The organism is Membranihabitans maritimus, assembly GCF_021729145.1.
Taxonomy (GTDB): Bacteria; Bacteroidota; Bacteroidia; order Chitinophagales; family Saprospiraceae; genus Membranihabitans; species Membranihabitans maritimus.
Genome location: NZ_JAJSLW010000005.1, coordinates 285,022 through 302,551, shown reverse-complemented (window position 1 = coordinate 302,551; position 17,530 = coordinate 285,022). Strand labels below are relative to the sequence as shown.

The 17,530-nt window shown below is 38.0% G+C and carries 9 protein-coding genes; all 9 read left to right on the top strand.

The annotated features are described in order from the left end of the window. The first annotated feature begins 4 nt into the window (after positions 1-4). Entirely contained in the window at positions 5-1,576 is a 1,572-nt protein-coding gene (locus LVD47_RS08100; RefSeq protein ID WP_236975148.1) for a bifunctional GNAT family N-acetyltransferase/carbon-nitrogen hydrolase family protein, read from the top strand. Positions 1,577-1,721: 145 nt separating this feature from the next. Next, complete coding sequence (locus LVD47_RS08095; RefSeq protein WP_236975146.1) at positions 1,722-2,342, top strand: RNA polymerase sigma factor; 621 nt, start codon at positions 1,722-1,724, stop codon at positions 2,340-2,342. A 1,062-nt stretch (positions 2,343-3,404) separates the two neighbouring features. Further along, positions 3,405-4,439 carry a FecR family protein gene (locus LVD47_RS08090; RefSeq protein ID WP_236975145.1) on the top strand — a complete coding sequence of 345 codons (1,035 nt, stop codon included), beginning with the start codon at positions 3,405-3,407 and terminating at the stop codon, positions 4,437-4,439. A gap of 31 nt (positions 4,440-4,470) precedes the next feature. Then, on the top strand, positions 4,471-8,019 hold the full coding sequence (locus tag LVD47_RS08085; RefSeq protein ID WP_236975144.1) for a SusC/RagA family TonB-linked outer membrane protein: 3,549 nt from the start codon (positions 4,471-4,473) through the stop codon (positions 8,017-8,019). 13 nt (positions 8,020-8,032) lie between these two features. Continuing rightward, positions 8,033-9,556 (top strand): RagB/SusD family nutrient uptake outer membrane protein, encoded by a 1,524-nt coding sequence (locus tag LVD47_RS08080; RefSeq protein ID WP_236975143.1) that lies wholly within the window; start codon positions 8,033-8,035, stop codon positions 9,554-9,556. Positions 9,557-9,566: 10 nt separating this feature from the next. Then, complete coding sequence (locus LVD47_RS08075; RefSeq protein ID WP_236975142.1) at positions 9,567-10,943, top strand: sulfatase-like hydrolase/transferase; 1,377 nt, start codon at positions 9,567-9,569, stop codon at positions 10,941-10,943. Positions 10,944-10,992: 49 nt separating this feature from the next. After that, a complete protein-coding gene (locus LVD47_RS08070; RefSeq protein ID WP_236975141.1) occupies positions 10,993-14,502 on the top strand; it encodes a SusC/RagA family TonB-linked outer membrane protein in 3,510 nt (1,169 codons plus the stop codon). 12 nt (positions 14,503-14,514) lie between these two features. Continuing rightward, the gene (locus LVD47_RS08065; protein WP_236975140.1) at positions 14,515-16,032 is read left to right on the top strand and encodes a RagB/SusD family nutrient uptake outer membrane protein; all 1,518 of its coding nucleotides are present in this window, start codon (positions 14,515-14,517) and stop codon (positions 16,030-16,032) included. After that, the gene (locus LVD47_RS08060) at positions 16,026-17,498 is read left to right on the top strand and encodes a sulfatase (protein ID WP_236975139.1); all 1,473 of its coding nucleotides are present in this window, start codon (positions 16,026-16,028) and stop codon (positions 17,496-17,498) included. Before LVD47_RS08065 ends, LVD47_RS08060 begins: the two co-directional genes overlap by 7 nt. Positions 17,499-17,530 lie beyond the last annotated feature (32 nt).

The window sequence follows — 17,530 nt, the reverse complement described above, 5'->3', positions numbered from 1 at the left end:
GTTAATGAATGAAAAGCAATATACTTCCGTAGAAGTAAGAAACCTTGAGTTGTCAGACTATAAAGAATTAGTTGCTTCAATGAAAGGTGCGTATGAGAAGTGGCAGGATGTAAGTTGGACTGAAGAGCAAATTAAAACCCTGATTACCCAATTCCAGGAAGGACAATTAGTGGTATTGGTTGATGGTAAAGTAGCCGGAAGTGCGCTGTCTATAGTAGTGGATTATAAGAAACACGGTGATACACATACTTATAACAAAATAACAGGGAACGATACCTTTTCAACCCATGACCCTGATGGAGACGTATTATATGGAATTGATGTTTTTGTGAATCCTGAGTACCGGGGGATGAGACTCGGGCGCAGACTATACGATGCTCGAAAGGAATTGTGCGAGCAACTAAATCTTCGGGCCATAATTTTCGGCGGCAGAATTCCCAATTATTTTAAATACGCCAATGAAATTGCCCCTAAAGAATATATTGATAAAGTACGGAACAAGGAAATAGATGACCCGGTTCTAAACTTTCAGCTTTCGAATGATTTTCATGCGAAAAAAATTCTTCGAAAGTATATGCCCGGTGATAAAGAATCAATGGAATACGCCATTCTTTTGCAATGGGATAATATTTACTATGAAAGTCCGGAACCAAGTGATGCTGAGGATTTAAAGGCTTCAGGAAACGTGCGCCTGGGACTCATTCAGTGGCAAATGCGTCCATACAAATCCCTGGACGGAGTATTCCAGCAAATTGAATATTTCGTGGATGCTGTTTCCGATTACCAATCAGACTTTGCTTTATTTCCAGAATATTTTATAGCTCCTTTAATGGCCAATTACAATCATTTAAATGAAGCTGTTGCCATACGAAAACTAGCAGAATACACAGATGAAGTAAAATCCCGATTTATTCAATTAGCCATTAATTATAATATCAATATTATTACCGGAAGTATGCCGGAAATGAGAGAAGACCACTTATACAATATTGGTTTTTTATGCCGGAGAGACGGGACGTACGATCAATACGAGAAAATCCACGTCACTCCTGATGAAATTCAGGCCTGGGGTCTAAATGGAGGACGCCAATTAAAAGTATTCGATACAGATTGCGGAAAAATTGGAATACTCATTTGTTACGATGTGGAATTCCCCGAACTTCCGAGACTACTAGCCCAGGAGGGTATTAATATTTTATTTGTACCTTTTTTAACGGATACCCAAAACGCCTATTCCAGAGTGAGATATTGTGCCCAGGCACGTGCAATTGAGAATGAATGCTATGTAGCTATAGCAGGTAGCGTCGGCAATCTCCCAAGGGTACATAATATGGATATTCAATATGCCCAGTCTATGGTATTTACGCCCTGTGACTTCGCTTTCCCAGCTAATGGAATTAAAGCAGAAGCAACTCCCAATACAGAAATGATACTTATTGCTGATCTGGATCTTGACTTGTTGCACCAACTTCATAAATATGGTAGTGTTCGAAATTTAAAAGATCGAAGAAGCGATTTATACGGCTTAAGCTGGAAACAGAAAAAGGAACAAAAATCAAAGATTATTCTGGAATAAAACTTTTTCTAAAGATTCATTTATGCTTTAACCATCACCAGCCATTGAAAAATAATAAATATTAACCCTTTTTCATCTGTAAATTTGGAATTGATGGATAATTATATAATTTTACATAGGTTCGGTTGATTAAAAAATAGGCTTTGTGAAATCATTTGAATGTGATTGGAAAAGATTTATCAGAGGAGATAAGGAAGTATTTAGAGAAATATATCTGTACTTCTATCCTAACCTGTATGCCTATGGACTTTCCATTTCTAAAAATAAAGACCTTATAGATAATGCCATTCAAGATTTATTTGTACGGTTATGGAATCAACCACCAAAAAGGGTACAATCCATTAAAGGGTATATCTTAGTTTCATTTCGAAGACAATTAATCCGTTCGATTCGTAATTCCAATGAGTTTTCTATTCAAAATACCAAATTGAGTAGAGATAATACTATCGAACGTAGCCCTGAGGAAAAGTTGATTGAATCAGAATCCGAATACGTAATCAGGAAGGAAATCCGTCAGGCGTTGGAAACACTTCCATCCCGACGCAGAGAAGCGATTTATCTCAAATTTTATAAAGATATGACCGCTAAGGAAATAAGTGATATCATGGGTATACGCGAAGAGATGGTTCGAAATTATATTTATAAAGGTATTAAATCACTACGTAAAAATTATTCTGATCACCTATTCTTACTGTACTCAACACAATCAATAGCCATTATTCTCCTACTTTCTAAAATGTTAACTTCTAATTGGAGTATAGGGTAAGTACAAACTAATTTTTCATTTAAATAATTACTTTAATAAAATTGCATCAAAGTGTTTATTTTCAGTTGTTTATAATCATTATATAGGCAGAAGAAAAATGAGCTTTGATCGCGTGCTGCCTTTTGCTTTAGCAGTAGAGCAAGGAGGGAATATAATTCACCCTTGGTAGAAACCCAGGGAGGAAAACAAGTGAAATAGTTGATTCTGGCATTGATTTTCATATAATTATTCCCGGGGAATTGCTTTTTTCGATAAAATAATGCCAAGAGTAATTATTCGACGCTCTCACGTTCATAATAATATATTCATCGACCATTCCATTGAAAAAGGCGTAGTACACGAAATGTTGATTTGCAAATGGAATTACTTTAATGGATGAATTGCTTAGAGTATGAGCTGAAAAAAATTTAGAATAATGTATAAATCAGGAAATTCCTTATAGACATTACGGCCTTGATCTTAACCCTATGCCTTGTAGTCAGGGGCTGAAACGCCAGTGACCTGCGAATCCAAAATTTGATTGATAATTTCAACATTTATTTCTAGGTCTTCAGTTGATCCTCAGTTTTGGACTTTCAAAATTTTGTCTGGCAATGGCTACAGGATGAGGGGTAATCCTGGGAACAATGATTGAGAATTATCTCTTTATGATCAATCTTTTCCATTATTCATAAGCCTTTTATGAATAATGCCGGATAAAGCAAAAAGGAAAGTATCCCATCTTTTAAAGAGTAAAGAATTGATAGAGGAACCAAGTGTTATCTTTTGTGATGTGATGGGAAAAATCATTGCGGTGCCCTGGATATCCTCGATGTAAAGTACAATGATGATGGGAGTGTTTAGTTTTGCCTTCATTAATTGATAGGATAATTATCAGAGGATAATAAATATCCACTTCCCGGCACTCCCGAATAAAACAACATCTTAATTTCTGGAATTAGACCAATAGAACCTTGGTAAATAAAAATTGAAAAAAAAATCCATTGTCAGCATTATATCATTGAACTTTTCTACTCTTCCTTACAAACCTTAGAGAAACACCCTTTTTATAAAATTTAGAATATGCACAAAGATTATAGATTTTATTCAGTTGAGGATTTCATTTACGATACTGAATTTCGAAAATACATACTCGATAATGACGTAGAGCAAACTCATTTTTGGAATACACTTTCCAAGGAAAATAGTGAATTAAAATCACGTATGGATGAAGCCTCAAGTATACTTCGGTCGTTAAACGGATTGTACTTGGAATATGAAAAAGAGGGACGCAAAAAAGCAATACCAAGCTATCTTGAACTGGTACCGAAATTAGAAAAGAAGTCAAAAACAAATACAAAGCGCACCTTAGCTATTATTTCAATTGCTGCCAGTCTTCTTTTATTGATAACGGTAATTTTCTTTTTAGTTACATCCAAGGATGCGGTTGAATATTATACTGATAAGAATCAATCTGAAGAGATAATGTTACCTGACGGGTCAATTGTTTATTTAGGTGAAAACTCACATTTAAAGATCGCCCCTGAATGGAATGAAAATCACAGGCATGTCTCACTTGAGGGTACAGCCTATTTTATGGTACGACCCATTAAAAGTGATAATGACCATAAAGTGAAGTTCACAGTGTCAACTAAAGGGCCTAATGTGGAGGTTTTAGGTACTCAATTCAATGTCTATTCATCCGATAGCTTGACCAATATAATTTTGGATGAAGGTTCGGTAAAATTAATTCCTCAAGGTCAACAAGGGGCTGAATCCTTATTAATACCTGGCCAAATGGCCATTTTCAACCCTAAAACCAAAACCATTGAAGTTAGTAATAACCCAAATCAATATAAGGAAACATACAAGCGTCCTGAAACCATTGAGTTCAATCATATAACTCTTCGAAAAGCAATTGATAAAATGGAAACCGTTTTCGGGGTAAAATTTTTGCTTAAGGACCCGGAAATTAATGGCCTGGATATCGATAAACTTTCGGTGCCTAGTGATAATCCGGAAACCTTTATAAAAACTATTGAAATCCTATTTAATGAACAAATAGAAATAACAAAGGACAGCGTATCCAATACCATTGTAATTAATCCTAAAAAGTAATAAGTCGATAATAATCTTACAAAATACAATTATGGAAAAAAAGGTATACAAATTAAAATCACTTATCTTATTGCTGCTTTTATATGCGGTAAACTTAGAGGGACAGTCTCTGGTTTCTAACTTCTCAGATTACACCCATTTGAATGATCAATTTCAAGGGAGTACTTTAGATAATTCAGAAACAAGTACGGTAAAAATTGAAAAGGCGTTAGAATATCTTCAGAAAAAATTCCAGGTAAACTTTAGTTATCTCCCGGATTTAAAATCTATGGAGGAGATACCATTTCATTTATTGAATTTAAAGGATATAGAATATATTCTGGAGAAGATATTCAAGGGTAGTCAGTTTAACTACAATAAAGTAGGTGACGGGTTCTATGTGATTTTTTCGAGAATTGAGAGTCCCGAAGAGGTAAAGGAATTAAATTCTGTAAATCCATATAACAAAAACCAATACAAACCCTACCGTCCCGCAGAAAAAATCATTGAGATCCTTCCGTCCAAAACAAAAATCTATAACTTTTTACAAGATGACGTATTGAATATTGAAGGACAGATTGTTGATGTGGATGGAAATCCTTTAATTGGAGTAAATGTATTGGTAAAAGGCTCTGACCTTGGTACAGCCACAGATTTTGATGGATTCTTTAGTTTGGAAAATATTGACGAAGATGCAGTGTTGCTTATTTCTTACATAGGATATAAATCGCAGGAAGTTGCAGTAGATGGTAGAACAGATATCCAAATAATACTGGAGGAAGACAGCCAGACACTAGATGAGGTGGTTGTTGTGGGGTACGGGGCAAAAAAAAGAAAGGATATAATCTCCGGTATTTCCTCCCTTAGTACTGAGCAAATGGGATTAATTGACCAACCTACACCGACTGCTGGTGACTTGTTAAAAGGAAGGGTTTCAGGCGTATCAATAAGAGAAGGTACTGGTGCAGCCGGTTCAACACCATCAATTCGCGTTCGGGGCATTAGTTCTATCAATGCTGGATTGGAACCGTTGGTTGTCATTGATGGATTTCCAGTTGGTAATGGGTTCCCACAGACTTTAAATTCTGATGATATTGCATCAATTTCAGTATTAAAAGATGCGGAAGCCACCGCAATATATGGGGCAAGAGGGAGCAATGGGGTCGTTCTGATTGAAACTACCAGTGCGAGAATTGGTGTAAGCGAATTTAATTACAACACCTATGTGGGGGTAAATCAAGTTCCGCAAAACTGGAGACCTCAAATGATGAATGCACTGGAATACGCTAATTATAACATAGAACGAATTGAAGAATTAGATGAATTTTCGGGAGCTACATCCCCTACCCCCATACCGGAAATATTCCTGGATGTTGTAAATAACCCGGATCAATGGCGTAATGGTGGCACTGATTGGTTTGATGAATACATCAGGGAAGGTACGGAATCACTTACCCAAAACCATAATCTCACATACAAAAGCGGCAATGAAAAACTTAGAACGGTGATAAGTGGTGGCTATTTGGGGCAAAATGGATTATTGCCCGGTGATGATTTTAATCGATTATCCCTTCGGGGAAAGTTTGATGCCAACCTGTCAAAAAGAATTAAATTAGGTGTAAATTTGAGCGGGGCCCGTACTGTAAATAACCGAATTCCTACGGATGGACTAAGAAGTACTCTTTGGGCGGCAATAGCGTCAAGTCCATTGAAATCACCATATGATGAAAATGGCAGATTAACAAAATTTATTGCGGCAGATGCACCAGGCTATTTTTCTAAACCGAATCCTATTTTTGAATCACTTGAAAGAACCAATGAACAAATTCAAAGGGATTTACAGGTAAATATAGATTTGGACATTACTATTCTGGATAACCTCCATTATAGACCCAGAGTTTACGGAAGACAATTTACACGGGAAACCGATATATTCAAGCCTACTACCATTGGATTAATAAGTCTTAGTGGTGTAGGCGATTTGTCAAGGGGAGCACCCCCCCAAATAAATAATGGATCATATTCCAGTTATAGTTTGGAGAACTGGGGCGTTGATAATCTATTAACTTATAATTTTTCATTGAGAGAAAATCACAACATCGATTTTACTCTGGGGCACACTATACAATATGAAGAAGCTTTCCTGCGACAAATTAATGGGAATGTATTTCCTTCAGATGACATCATAAATTATAATGAAGCGGGTGAAGTTACCGGTTCTAACGATTTTCAGCAATGGGCCCTCCTGGCCGGATTTGGAAGATTGAGCTATAATTTCAGAGGAAAATATTTAGCGGAAGTAAATTTTAGAAGAGAAGGTTCTTCAAGACTCGGTAAAAACAATAGATTCGATAATTTCCCTTCCGGAGCTGTAGGATGGAGAATTTCCGAAGAATCATTTTTCCCAAAAGAAAATACTATAAGCGAATTAATGTTGAGAGGTAGTTTTGGTAAAACCGGAAACAATGCAATTGGTAATTTTGAGTCATTGGGAAGATTAGGTTCAGTGAGAACAGTAATCGGGGATGCAGTTATGGAAAGTAAGTTTCTCACCACATTGAGTAATGAAGGATTACAGTGGGAGACTTCATTACAATATCAAGTAGGTCTCAATCTGGGGTTATACAATGACTTTATTACCCTTAAAGTAGATTACTATAAGAAGACAACAGAAAACATGTTGTTCAATGTAAACTTACCCAGTGCTTCAGGATTTTCTAGCTCCCGGGTAAATATCGGAGAAATGGTAAATGATGGTATAGACTTTGAAATATCCTCTTTTGCTGAATTTAATAAAGTCCGATGGAATAGTAGTTTAAACATTTCATTTATGAGAAATGAAGTTACGAAAATGCCGGACCAGATTGATAAAATACTTGTAGGGGGAAGAGGAGGCACGAATATTACAATGGTAGGGGAAGAGGTAGGAGCTCTGCATGGATTGGTTCGGTTGGGATTTTTTGATGAAAACACTATTAACGATCCCAATTTACATGGGTTTATGGGTGCGGATAAAATATTGGGAACTAATATTTTTAAGGACCTTAATGGTGATGGCGTAGTAGACAGAAATAATGATATGACGGTCATCGGGAGCCCCCACCCAGATTTTATATTTGGATTCAATAATCAGGTTTCATGGAAGAACTTGTCTTTTACGTGTCTATTAACAGGAATGTTGGGGTATGATATAATGCCTACAGTAAGGGATGTCGATTTTAATCAAGTAGCTCGCTACAATGTAAACAAATTGGTTCTAAACAGATGGAAGTCTCCTGAAGATCCGGGAGATGGAATTGTCCCCAGGTCAGAAGTAAATCCGGGTTCCAGAGAGTGGATGGATGCCTGGCTTGAACCCGGGGATCACCTTTGGATTAAAAATGTAAAATTGAGTTATAGCCTGCCTTCTTATATTGTTGAAAAAATTGGCAGCAAACAGTTAAGATTTTATTTCAGCATAAACAATTTGGCACGCTTTGATAATTATTCAGGTTTCAATCCGGAGGTGGGAAGTGGAGGAAATTCATTAGCTCCGGGACTTGATGACTATGTTTACCCATTAAGTCGTTTTTACACTTTGGGCGCTAATCTAACCTTTTAAATCCATGATTATTATGAAAAAGAATATATATCAATTAGTTTTTGCAATAGGTGTAGCGAGTTGTTTATTTATTACTTTAGGTTGTGAAGATTTTTTGGAACCAGAACCCAAAACATTTGAAACAAAAGAGAATTTCTTCCAATCAGAAGATCAGTTCTTACTATCAGTAAATAGTGCTTATGCGCGACTACAAGAATGGGTTCTTCAAGCTCACGTACTTCTTGAATCAAGAAGCGACAATACGACCTATGACAATCAATTAAATTTAGGGGTTTCCCAACATTTGGCGAGAGTGGACTGGTTTATCCCTAATACTGATATTCCGCAGGTAAATAATGCCTGGGATTTATTATTCAGGGGTATCAAAGAAACGAATGTGCCATTATCTGTAATAGATGAAGCGGTTTCAAATGGAATATTAGATCAAAATTTAGGTTCCAGAATGGAAGGTGAGTTGAAATTTTTAAGAGCTTTTTATTACTTCAATGCCATTCGACTCTGGGGAGATGTACCCTTAATTCTCGAACCTATCACCAATGGACTTCAAGCTTTCGAAATTGTCAGATCTCCAAAAAATGAAATCTTAGGTGTCATTAAATCTGATCTTGAAACAGCAGTAAACCAATTACCCGATACCTACGACAGTGGAAATAGAGGTAGGGCAACGAAAAATGCCGCCAGGTCCTTACTGGCAAGTGTTTTAATGTGGAATAGCGAATATTCCAATGCTGAAAATACATTGAGAAATATTGTTAATTCCGGAATGTATGAGTTGTTAGAGGACTATTCACAGATTTTTAGCCCCGACAATAAATTTAATTCGGAATTAATTTTTGAAGTTGGATTCAAAGAAGGAGGTGAAGGGGAATCCAGTAATTTTATCTACCAGTTTTCCCCGGTTGGTTCGTTTCCTGAGGTTATACCGACATTGGTGGGTGATGGGGTATGGGGTAAAAACCTACCTACCCGTGAATTGGTCTCAGCATATGAAGAAGGGGACAAAAGACTGGAAGCTTCCATTGGCTTTTTTGATCGCTCAGATACAGAGAATATCCCATATATTAGAAAATGGCCTGAAGCTACAGATGAAAATTTCGCCAGAACAAATCATAACTGGCCATTATTTAGATATTCGGAAATTCTTCTTCTATTGGCAGAGGCGGTTAATGAACAGGGGTTTAGCTCCGGAGAACCGTTTGAATTATTAAATAGGATACGTATACGAGCGGGACTGGATCCAAAAACGCCTTCTGAAATTCCTGATCAATCGAGTTTTAGACAGGCTTTAATACAGGAAAGACGTATAGAGTTGGCTTTCGAAAACAAAAGATGGTTTGATTTAGTAAGGTTCAACATCGCTACAGGCGTCATCAAAGAGCACGGGGCCATAGAAATCTCTAATCCTACCACTACCCTTACTTCAGTGCTACCATTAGATCCCAGGGCGTATGAAGTGGAGCCCTTTATGCTTCTTTTTCCAATACCACAAAACGAACTTATTGTAAATCCAAATATGGAACAAAATCCCGGTTATTAAAGAGTAAATCATGAAAAACCTAATTCACATTTTGTACATTACCTGCATTCTTTTCAGTGTCCATTTGTCCGGACAGAATACAAATGCAGAAACACCCAATATTATATTTATTTTGTCCGATGACCAGGCATGGACTGATTATAGCTTTATGGGACATCCTCATATTCAAACATCTAACATTGATCAACTAGCCAGGGAATCTTTGACATTTACGAGGGGATATACCACTGCTCCAGTTTGTAGCCCTTCATTAGCATCAATAATAACTGGCCTGTATCCCCACCAACACGGAATTACAGGGAATGATCCAAAATTTGCCTATCAGGGTGATGGCCCCAAATACAGGGAAGATTGGTTGGAGCAGAGGTTACCTCATAACCAACCATTTATTGACAATTTTAATAGTAATCCAACGCTTCCGGAATTGTTAAAGCAAAAAGGGTATGTATCATTTCAGTCTGGTAAATGGTGGGAAGGTAGTTGGGAAGATGCCGGTTTTACTGATGGTATGACATATGGCGATCCCGCACACGGTGGAAGACACGGTGATGAAGGCTTGAAAATAGGCAGAGAGGGATTGGATCCGGTTTTTAATTTTATAGATGATGCCGGAAGTAAAAATACTCCCTTTTTCATTTGGTACGCTCCTTTCCTGCCCCACACTCCACATAATCCACCTGACTCGCTTTTGCAAAAATACATTGATAAGGCCCCCACTGAATCCATTGCCAAGTATTGGGCCATGTGTGAGTGGTTTGATATTACAGTGGGACAATTACTCGGAGGGATAAAGGATCGAGGCATGGAACAGAATACACTGGTCGTGTATGTTTGTGATAACGGATGGATCCAGAATCCAGATGGAAACGGCTATATGTGGCCATCAAAACAATCACCATATGATAAAGGGATTCGCACACCAATCATGTATAAGTGGCCTGGAAAAATAAAACCTCGTCTCGACACTTCTCATTTTGTCAGTAGTATTGATATGGTCCCAACAGCGCTAAAGGCTGTGGCAATCAAACCAACGAAAGATATGCAGGGAATTAATGTGTTGGACGAAAACAAATTAACTAAAAGGGAAGCTATATTCAGTCAGGATTCACATCATGATATGGTAGATTTAGATAAACCTGGTTTAAGTCTTGAACACAGAATAATGTTAAAATCTCCCTGGAAATTGATCGTTCCGGTTGATTCGGAATCTGCCGGGGAAATGTCTTCTGGTGGTGGTGGAAATTTTATTCCGGTTATTGAAGAAATTGAACTTTATAATGTGATGGAAGATCCTTATGAAGAAAGGAACGTGGCAGAACAGAATGAGAAGCTCGTAAAAAAATTAAAAAAAGAGCTCAATAAATGGTGGAATCCGGATAAAAGTTAACATCCAGGATGGTTAAAGAGATTCGATAATAATTTACCAAAATACAATTATGGGAAAAATGGAATATACATTAAAGATAATATTAGTATTGCTGATTTTGTCTTCGATAAATTTACATGGACAATCGCTTGTTTCAAACTTTCCGGATCTTAATCACCGGGAGGATCAATATCAAATTGATATGTCTACTACATCCACACGATATACGGTAGCAATAGATGAGGCGCTAAAATACCTTCAAGAGAAATTTGAAGTGAACTTTAGTTACCTCTCAGATTTGAAAACAATGAAAGCGGTACCCTTTCGATGGTTACAGGAAGAAGATCTGGAATTTTCTTTGGATATGATATTCAAAAATAGTCAGTTTACCTATAATAAAGTCGGTGAGGGCTTCTACGTAATCTTTTTAAAAGATAGTGGCCTAAAAAAGCCCAACAAATCAAATACCATTAAATCCATAACCAATAAACGTTTGCAATTGGATTCGCGCCCTTCTGTCAATAGAATTGAATATCTCCCGACGAATAGGACAATTTATAACTTTTTCGCAGGACAGATTCTGGATGTATCGGGTAGAATCATCGATGTGGAAGGTAATCCATTAATTGGCGTAAATGTTTTGGTCAAAGGCTCAGACCTGGGAACTGCTACAGACTTTGATGGGAATTTTACGTTAGAAAATGTGGATAATGACGCCATTTTGGTAGTATCATATATTGGATACAAAACCCAGGAGGTTCCAGTTGATGGAAATACAACTCTGGAGATTACGCTGGAAGAAGATAGTCAAACACTCGATGAGGTGGTAGTAGTCGGGTATGGAACCCAAAGGCGAAGAAGTGTAACGGGATCAGTAGCTTCAGTTCCTATGGAAGACTTGGAGAGCAAACCGATTGTAGGAGTAGACCAGGCAATTAACGGGAAAGTGGCCGGAGTTCAGGTAAATACAGTAAGTGGCACACCGGGTGGAGGACCGTCCATCAGGATTCGTGGAGTAAGTTCCATTGGCGCAGGTAGTGATCCCTTATATGTAATCGATGGTTTTCCCATCTCAAATTCCCCTGATCAGCGTTCAAATCCATTAAATAGTATTGCCCCTAGCCAGATAGTATCTATTGAAATCTTAAAAGATGCATCTGCAACGGCAATTTATGGATCCAGAGGAGCCAACGGAGTAATTCTAATTACTACGAAAAAAGGATCAATGGGGTTAAATGTTGATTTTAATAGTTCCATAGGTCTCCAGAATATACGGAGAAGAGGGATGATTCCGGTTTTAAATGCCACAGAATTTGCACAATTCATGAATGATCGGATTTCTGACAATATTCGATATAATCAAAACAGGGAACCTACAGTGGATGATATACCTGAGATGTACAGGAATCCGGAACAATACGGGGAAGGTACCAATTGGGTTGAGGAAATTTATCGAACAGCATTAATGCAAAATCATAATTTAAATATCAGCGGTGGAAATGAGAAAATTCGAACTATGGTCTCGTTTGGATTTCTGGATCAGGATGGAACCTTATTAGAGACCAATTACAATCGATACAATCTGCGAATAAATGTTAACGCAAATTTGACTGACCGCTTAAGCATGGGATTCAACTTAGCACCTTCACTGGAAAATCAAAAACTGGCTGCTACCGACGGGGATGAAGGCCGGGCCGGTCCCCAGGCAAGTGCATACTTAGTCAATCCAATCGCCCCGTTGAGAAATGAAGACGGATCGCTGACTTCGATGGTCAGCGGACCAGGTTTATTAGCATATGTAAATCCAGTATTGAAATTGCAAGAAGTTGACCACACTCTAAAAACGGGAAGGGCATTATTCAATACATTTTTAAATTTTGAGATAATTGAAAATTTGAATTTTAAATCTTCCTTTAATATTGACTGGAGAACTTTAAAGCGAGAGCAATACGAACCAACTACCGTTGGTCAGGCCTTTAATGTTTATCCCCCGGATATTGCTATAGCCTCATTAAATACTTCTACTGCGCTTAACTGGGTCAATGAAAACACACTCAATTATAACACCCAAATAGGTGAAGACCACAATATTAATGCTCTTCTGGGCTTTTCCCTGCAAAATGAAACATTCGAATCAGAATCATTTAATGCAAGGGAATTCCCGGATGATGAAATTCGAACATTCAATGCAGCACCCACTATCACGGGGAGTACTAATATTTCCGAATGGAGCTTAGTATCTGGTTTTGCCAGATTAATCTATGATTACCGGGATAAATATTTACTAACGGCTGCCATGCGTATGGACGGATCCTCTAAATTTGGGGCAGATAACCGTTGGGGATCTTTCCCCTCGATTTCATTGGGTTGGAGAATATCCAATGAAGGCTTTCTCGAAGGAAATTCAACGCTTACCAATTTAATGCTACGAGCTGGGTACGGAAGAACCGGGAACTTTAGCATAGGAAATTATACGCATTTAGGAAGGGTAGGTACTTCAAGCTACGTCTTAAATGATGTGGAAGTAGCTGGTCGGTCTATTAACAACCTGGGGAATCCGAACCTGGGTTGGGAGGAAGTAGACCAGGTCAATATAGGATTGGATGCAAGTATCAATGACAGGCACACTTTTACATTGGAATATTATAGGAAAATAACAAATAATATGTTATTGAGTATAGAGACTCCTTATACTTCGGGGTTTCAAAGTGCACAGGTCAACCGGGGAGAAGTGACAAATCACGGAGTTGAGTTTTCTTACAATACAACAGTAATACAAAAAGGGGACTTCACCTGGGACCTGGGATTGAATGTAAGCCATAATTCCAATAAAGTCACTCGATTGGCCAGTCCAATATTTGCTCCTGTTGCAACAGCGCAGCATATTACAGAAGAAGGATATCCGATTGGTCAGTTTTATGGTTACAATGTGTTAGGAATTTTTGATACCCAGGAGGAAATAGATAATGCGCCTCTGCATCCAAGTGCTATACCTGGCTCTTATCGATATGAAGATGTAAATGGGGACGGCCAAATCGATCCTATTACAGATTTCACAAGGATTGGGGATCCCTACCCTGACTTCACATGGGGTCTCAACAATTCAATTAACTTAAAGAGTTGGGACTTAAATATTGCATTTACAGGGTCTCAGGGAGGTCAGAAAATCCAAAATGGCTACCAGGACTTTCACAATTTGGATGGCGTATTTAATGTACATACCGATGCCTTGAATAGATGGAGGTCTCCCGAAAACCCCGGTGATGGCCTGGTTCCTCGCGCAATTTCCAGGGTAATTCACAGATATAATCATAGTAAATGGGTGGAAAACAGTTCCCATATATGGATTAGGAATATCAGTATAGGTTATTCTATGGATGAGAATAGTGCCAGGTTTTTGGAATCAGGTAATAGATTGAGAATTTATCTAAATATCTTGAACCCGTGGATTTCAAATACAAATTTTCAAAATCCGGAAGAAGCCTATGAGGTTCAAAATCCTTTAAGACCAGGCGGAACACGAAATCTAAATTATCCTATATCAAAGGTTTATTCCCTGGGAATTAATGTAAATCTTTAAAACTATAAAGCAATGAATAGTAATAGAAGAATAAATAAATATTTAAAAATAGGGATCACTATCATTTGTACTTCATTAGGCTTTAGTTGTGAAAATTTTCTCACAAAAGATCCTGCCAATGTAATTGGATCTTCTGAATTTTTCCAAAATCAACAGCAGGTTGACCAGGGGGTTGTATCCATTTATGCCAGTCTGCAAAATGTGTATGACAACCACTGGAAATTTGCTGAGCAACGGTCAGATAATACAACCGTACAATTTTGGCCGGCGAACAGGGGCCCCCATCCCATATGGTTGATGGAGGAATTTACAATGGACGCCAGTAATCAGAATATTGCCCCGTACTGGAATGATACTTATGTAGGGATTCAACGGGCTAATACCGTTTTGAATCATATAGATAATGTAGAATTTTCCAATGAAGAGTATAAAAATCAGTTAAAGGGTGAAAGTCAATTTTTGCGTGCATTTTTTTATTTTCACCTGGTAAGGTTATTTGGGGAAGTTCCTTTGGTCCTAAATCAGGTAGAATCCCCGGCTGAAGCTTTTGCTGCGATTGAAAAAAGACATTCTGTTGAAGAAGTATACAATCAAATAGATATGGATATTGACGCAGCTATTTCGAATTTGCCTTCCGGTTATACAGGAGGAAATATCGGAAGGGCTACCCAAGGCGCTGCGCGGGCATTAAAAGCTGATATTCTGATGACACAAGGCGAATTTGCGGCTGCAAAACAGGAATTGGATGAACTGCATCAATTGAATTATGAACTATTACCGAATTACGAAGAAGTATTTGATCCAGGTAGTAAAAATAATGCTGAAATTATTTTTGACGTAAATTATTCCAGTATTGAAAGTAATCCCGGGCTTGGAAGTACATTCATTTATAATTTTGCTCCGTGGAATTCTGGTTCTCAAATTACAGGCCACAATGCTTCAACACAGGGATTGAATATCCCTTCAATTGAGATCTACAATGCCTATTCGGATGATGATTTGAGAAAAGATGTCTCTATTGGCCATTTTGTAGATCCCAGTAATGTAGGACAGGGAATAGCAATGGGTGATACCATTCTCTATATCAAAAAATATGATCATACCCATGCCGTACAGGGAAGGACAAATGACAACTGTCCTGTATATCGATATGCCCATATACTATTGATGTCAGCTGAATGTATAAATGAAATAGAAGGGCCGACTACTGAATCTTATGATGCCATTAATGCAGTGCGGATGCGGGCAGGGATTGAACCCCTGGTTTCCGGGCTGTCACAAGAACAGTTTAGAGAAGCAGTCTACCGTGAAATGCAATTGGAGTTAGCTTTTGAAAATCATCGATGGTTTAATCTTTTGCGAACCGGAAAAGCATTGGAAACTATGGAACGACACGGTGAAATATACAGAGGGCGTCAACCGCACTTTGCCTCTCCGGCCTATGTCATTGAAGAGCATAAATTTTTATATCCTATTCCGCAAAGAGAAATAACATTGAATCCAAATCTAACACAAAACCCGGGATGGTAAAATCGTTAAAAATTCATATACCCTTTATATTCATACATTTATGGGCCTTTTCAGGGTTTTCTCAAAATACTTCCAATCAATCGGAAAATAAAACCGTATCAAAACCCAATATTGTCTTCATTATGGCTGATGATTTGGGGTACAGCGATATTAATTGCTTTAACGGTATAGGAAATGCTGACTATTACGAAACCCCTAATATCGACAAATTAGCTTCCCAGGGGATAAAGTTTACATCGGCATATACCAACGGGCCCAATTGCGCACCTACCAGGGCTGCTTTTATGTCTGGACAATATTATCCAAGGCAACCTGTATATACTGTAAGTACCGGGGCACGGGGGAAAGAAGAAAACCGGAAGTTGGTGCCTCTTCCTAATGGTAATGGCATTTCCTCATCAACTTATACGATGGCAGAAGCTTTGAAGGATGCCGGATATGTCTCTGGTCATTTTGGGAAATGGCATTTGGGAAAGGCTGGGCCGGAAGAACAAGGCTTCCATTCTTCCAGTGTCGTAGAAATTGGTTCCGGGGAAAACATATTAAATCAAAACAATAAATTAAATTTTAAAAATGATTTTGTAGCCCATGAATTGAATAATCTAGCCGTAGACTTTATACAAGAGCATAAAGATCAACCTTTTTTTCTGTATTTAGCACACTATATCGTTCATTCACCTTTTCAGGCACCGGATAGTTTAGTACAAAAATATTTAAATAAACGCCCGGTCATGGGACATTATCATGCCACATATGCTGCCATGGTGGAATCACTGGACAACAGTGTCGGAAAAATAATGAAAAAGTTGGAGGAGTGGGATCTGGCCAAAAATACAATATTTGTTTTTTATAGCGACAATGGTGGTTTAGGGGGATATATTGATCAGGGGATGAAAGGTTTGCCGAGATTGGACCCATTAGATGACGGGTTTGGCGGGACCGTAGAAATTACTCACAATGCACCATTGCGTGGCGGTAAAGGACAATTGTATGAAGGTGGGATTAGAGTCCCCTTAATAATAAGATGGCCATCTGTGATCCAGGCGGGCACAGAGTCCGATGAACCGGTAATTAGCATAGATTTTTACCCTACCTTTTTGGAAGTAGCTGATGGTACGATTCCAACTTCTCACATATTGGATGGTGAAAGCATTCTACCAATCCTTAGGGATAGTGAGGCTAAATTAAATCGCGAAGGATTATTTTGGCATTTCCCTGGTTATTTACAAACTCGTGAGGAAGGAAGTTGGAGAACTACACCGGTTGGTGCGATTCGATACGGGGATTGGAAATTATTGCAATTCTTTGAGACGGAAGAACTGGAACTTTATAACCTGGTAGATGATATAGGAGAACAAAACAATCTTATTGACATAAATAATGTCAAGACTCAAGAACTGTTGAGGGTAATGGATAATTGGCGAGAAAACATACATGCTAAATTACCTCCCAGAAAAGAAGATTAATTAATAATTACCTTACTGACCAAATATTCAGT

Bases quoted from the DNA above. Each gene is read 5' to 3' on its own strand.
- LVD47_RS08100 (WP_236975148.1), top strand. From the start codon at position 5: ATGAATGAAAAGCAATATACTTCCGTAGAAGTAAGAAACCTTGAGTTG.
- LVD47_RS08090 (WP_236975145.1), top strand. From the start codon at position 3,405: ATGCACAAAGATTATAGATTTTATTCAGTTGAGGATTTCATTTACGAT.
- LVD47_RS08085 (WP_236975144.1), top strand. From the start codon at position 4,471: ATGGAAAAAAAGGTATACAAATTAAAATCACTTATCTTATTGCTGCTT.
- LVD47_RS08080 (WP_236975143.1), top strand. From the start codon at position 8,033: ATGAAAAAGAATATATATCAATTAGTTTTTGCAATAGGTGTAGCGAGT.
- LVD47_RS08075 (WP_236975142.1), top strand. From the start codon at position 9,567: ATGAAAAACCTAATTCACATTTTGTACATTACCTGCATTCTTTTCAGT.
- LVD47_RS08070 (WP_236975141.1), top strand. From the start codon at position 10,993: ATGGGAAAAATGGAATATACATTAAAGATAATATTAGTATTGCTGATT.
- LVD47_RS08065 (WP_236975140.1), top strand. From the start codon at position 14,515: ATGAATAGTAATAGAAGAATAAATAAATATTTAAAAATAGGGATCACT.
- LVD47_RS08060 (WP_236975139.1), top strand. From the start codon at position 16,026: ATGGTAAAATCGTTAAAAATTCATATACCCTTTATATTCATACATTTA.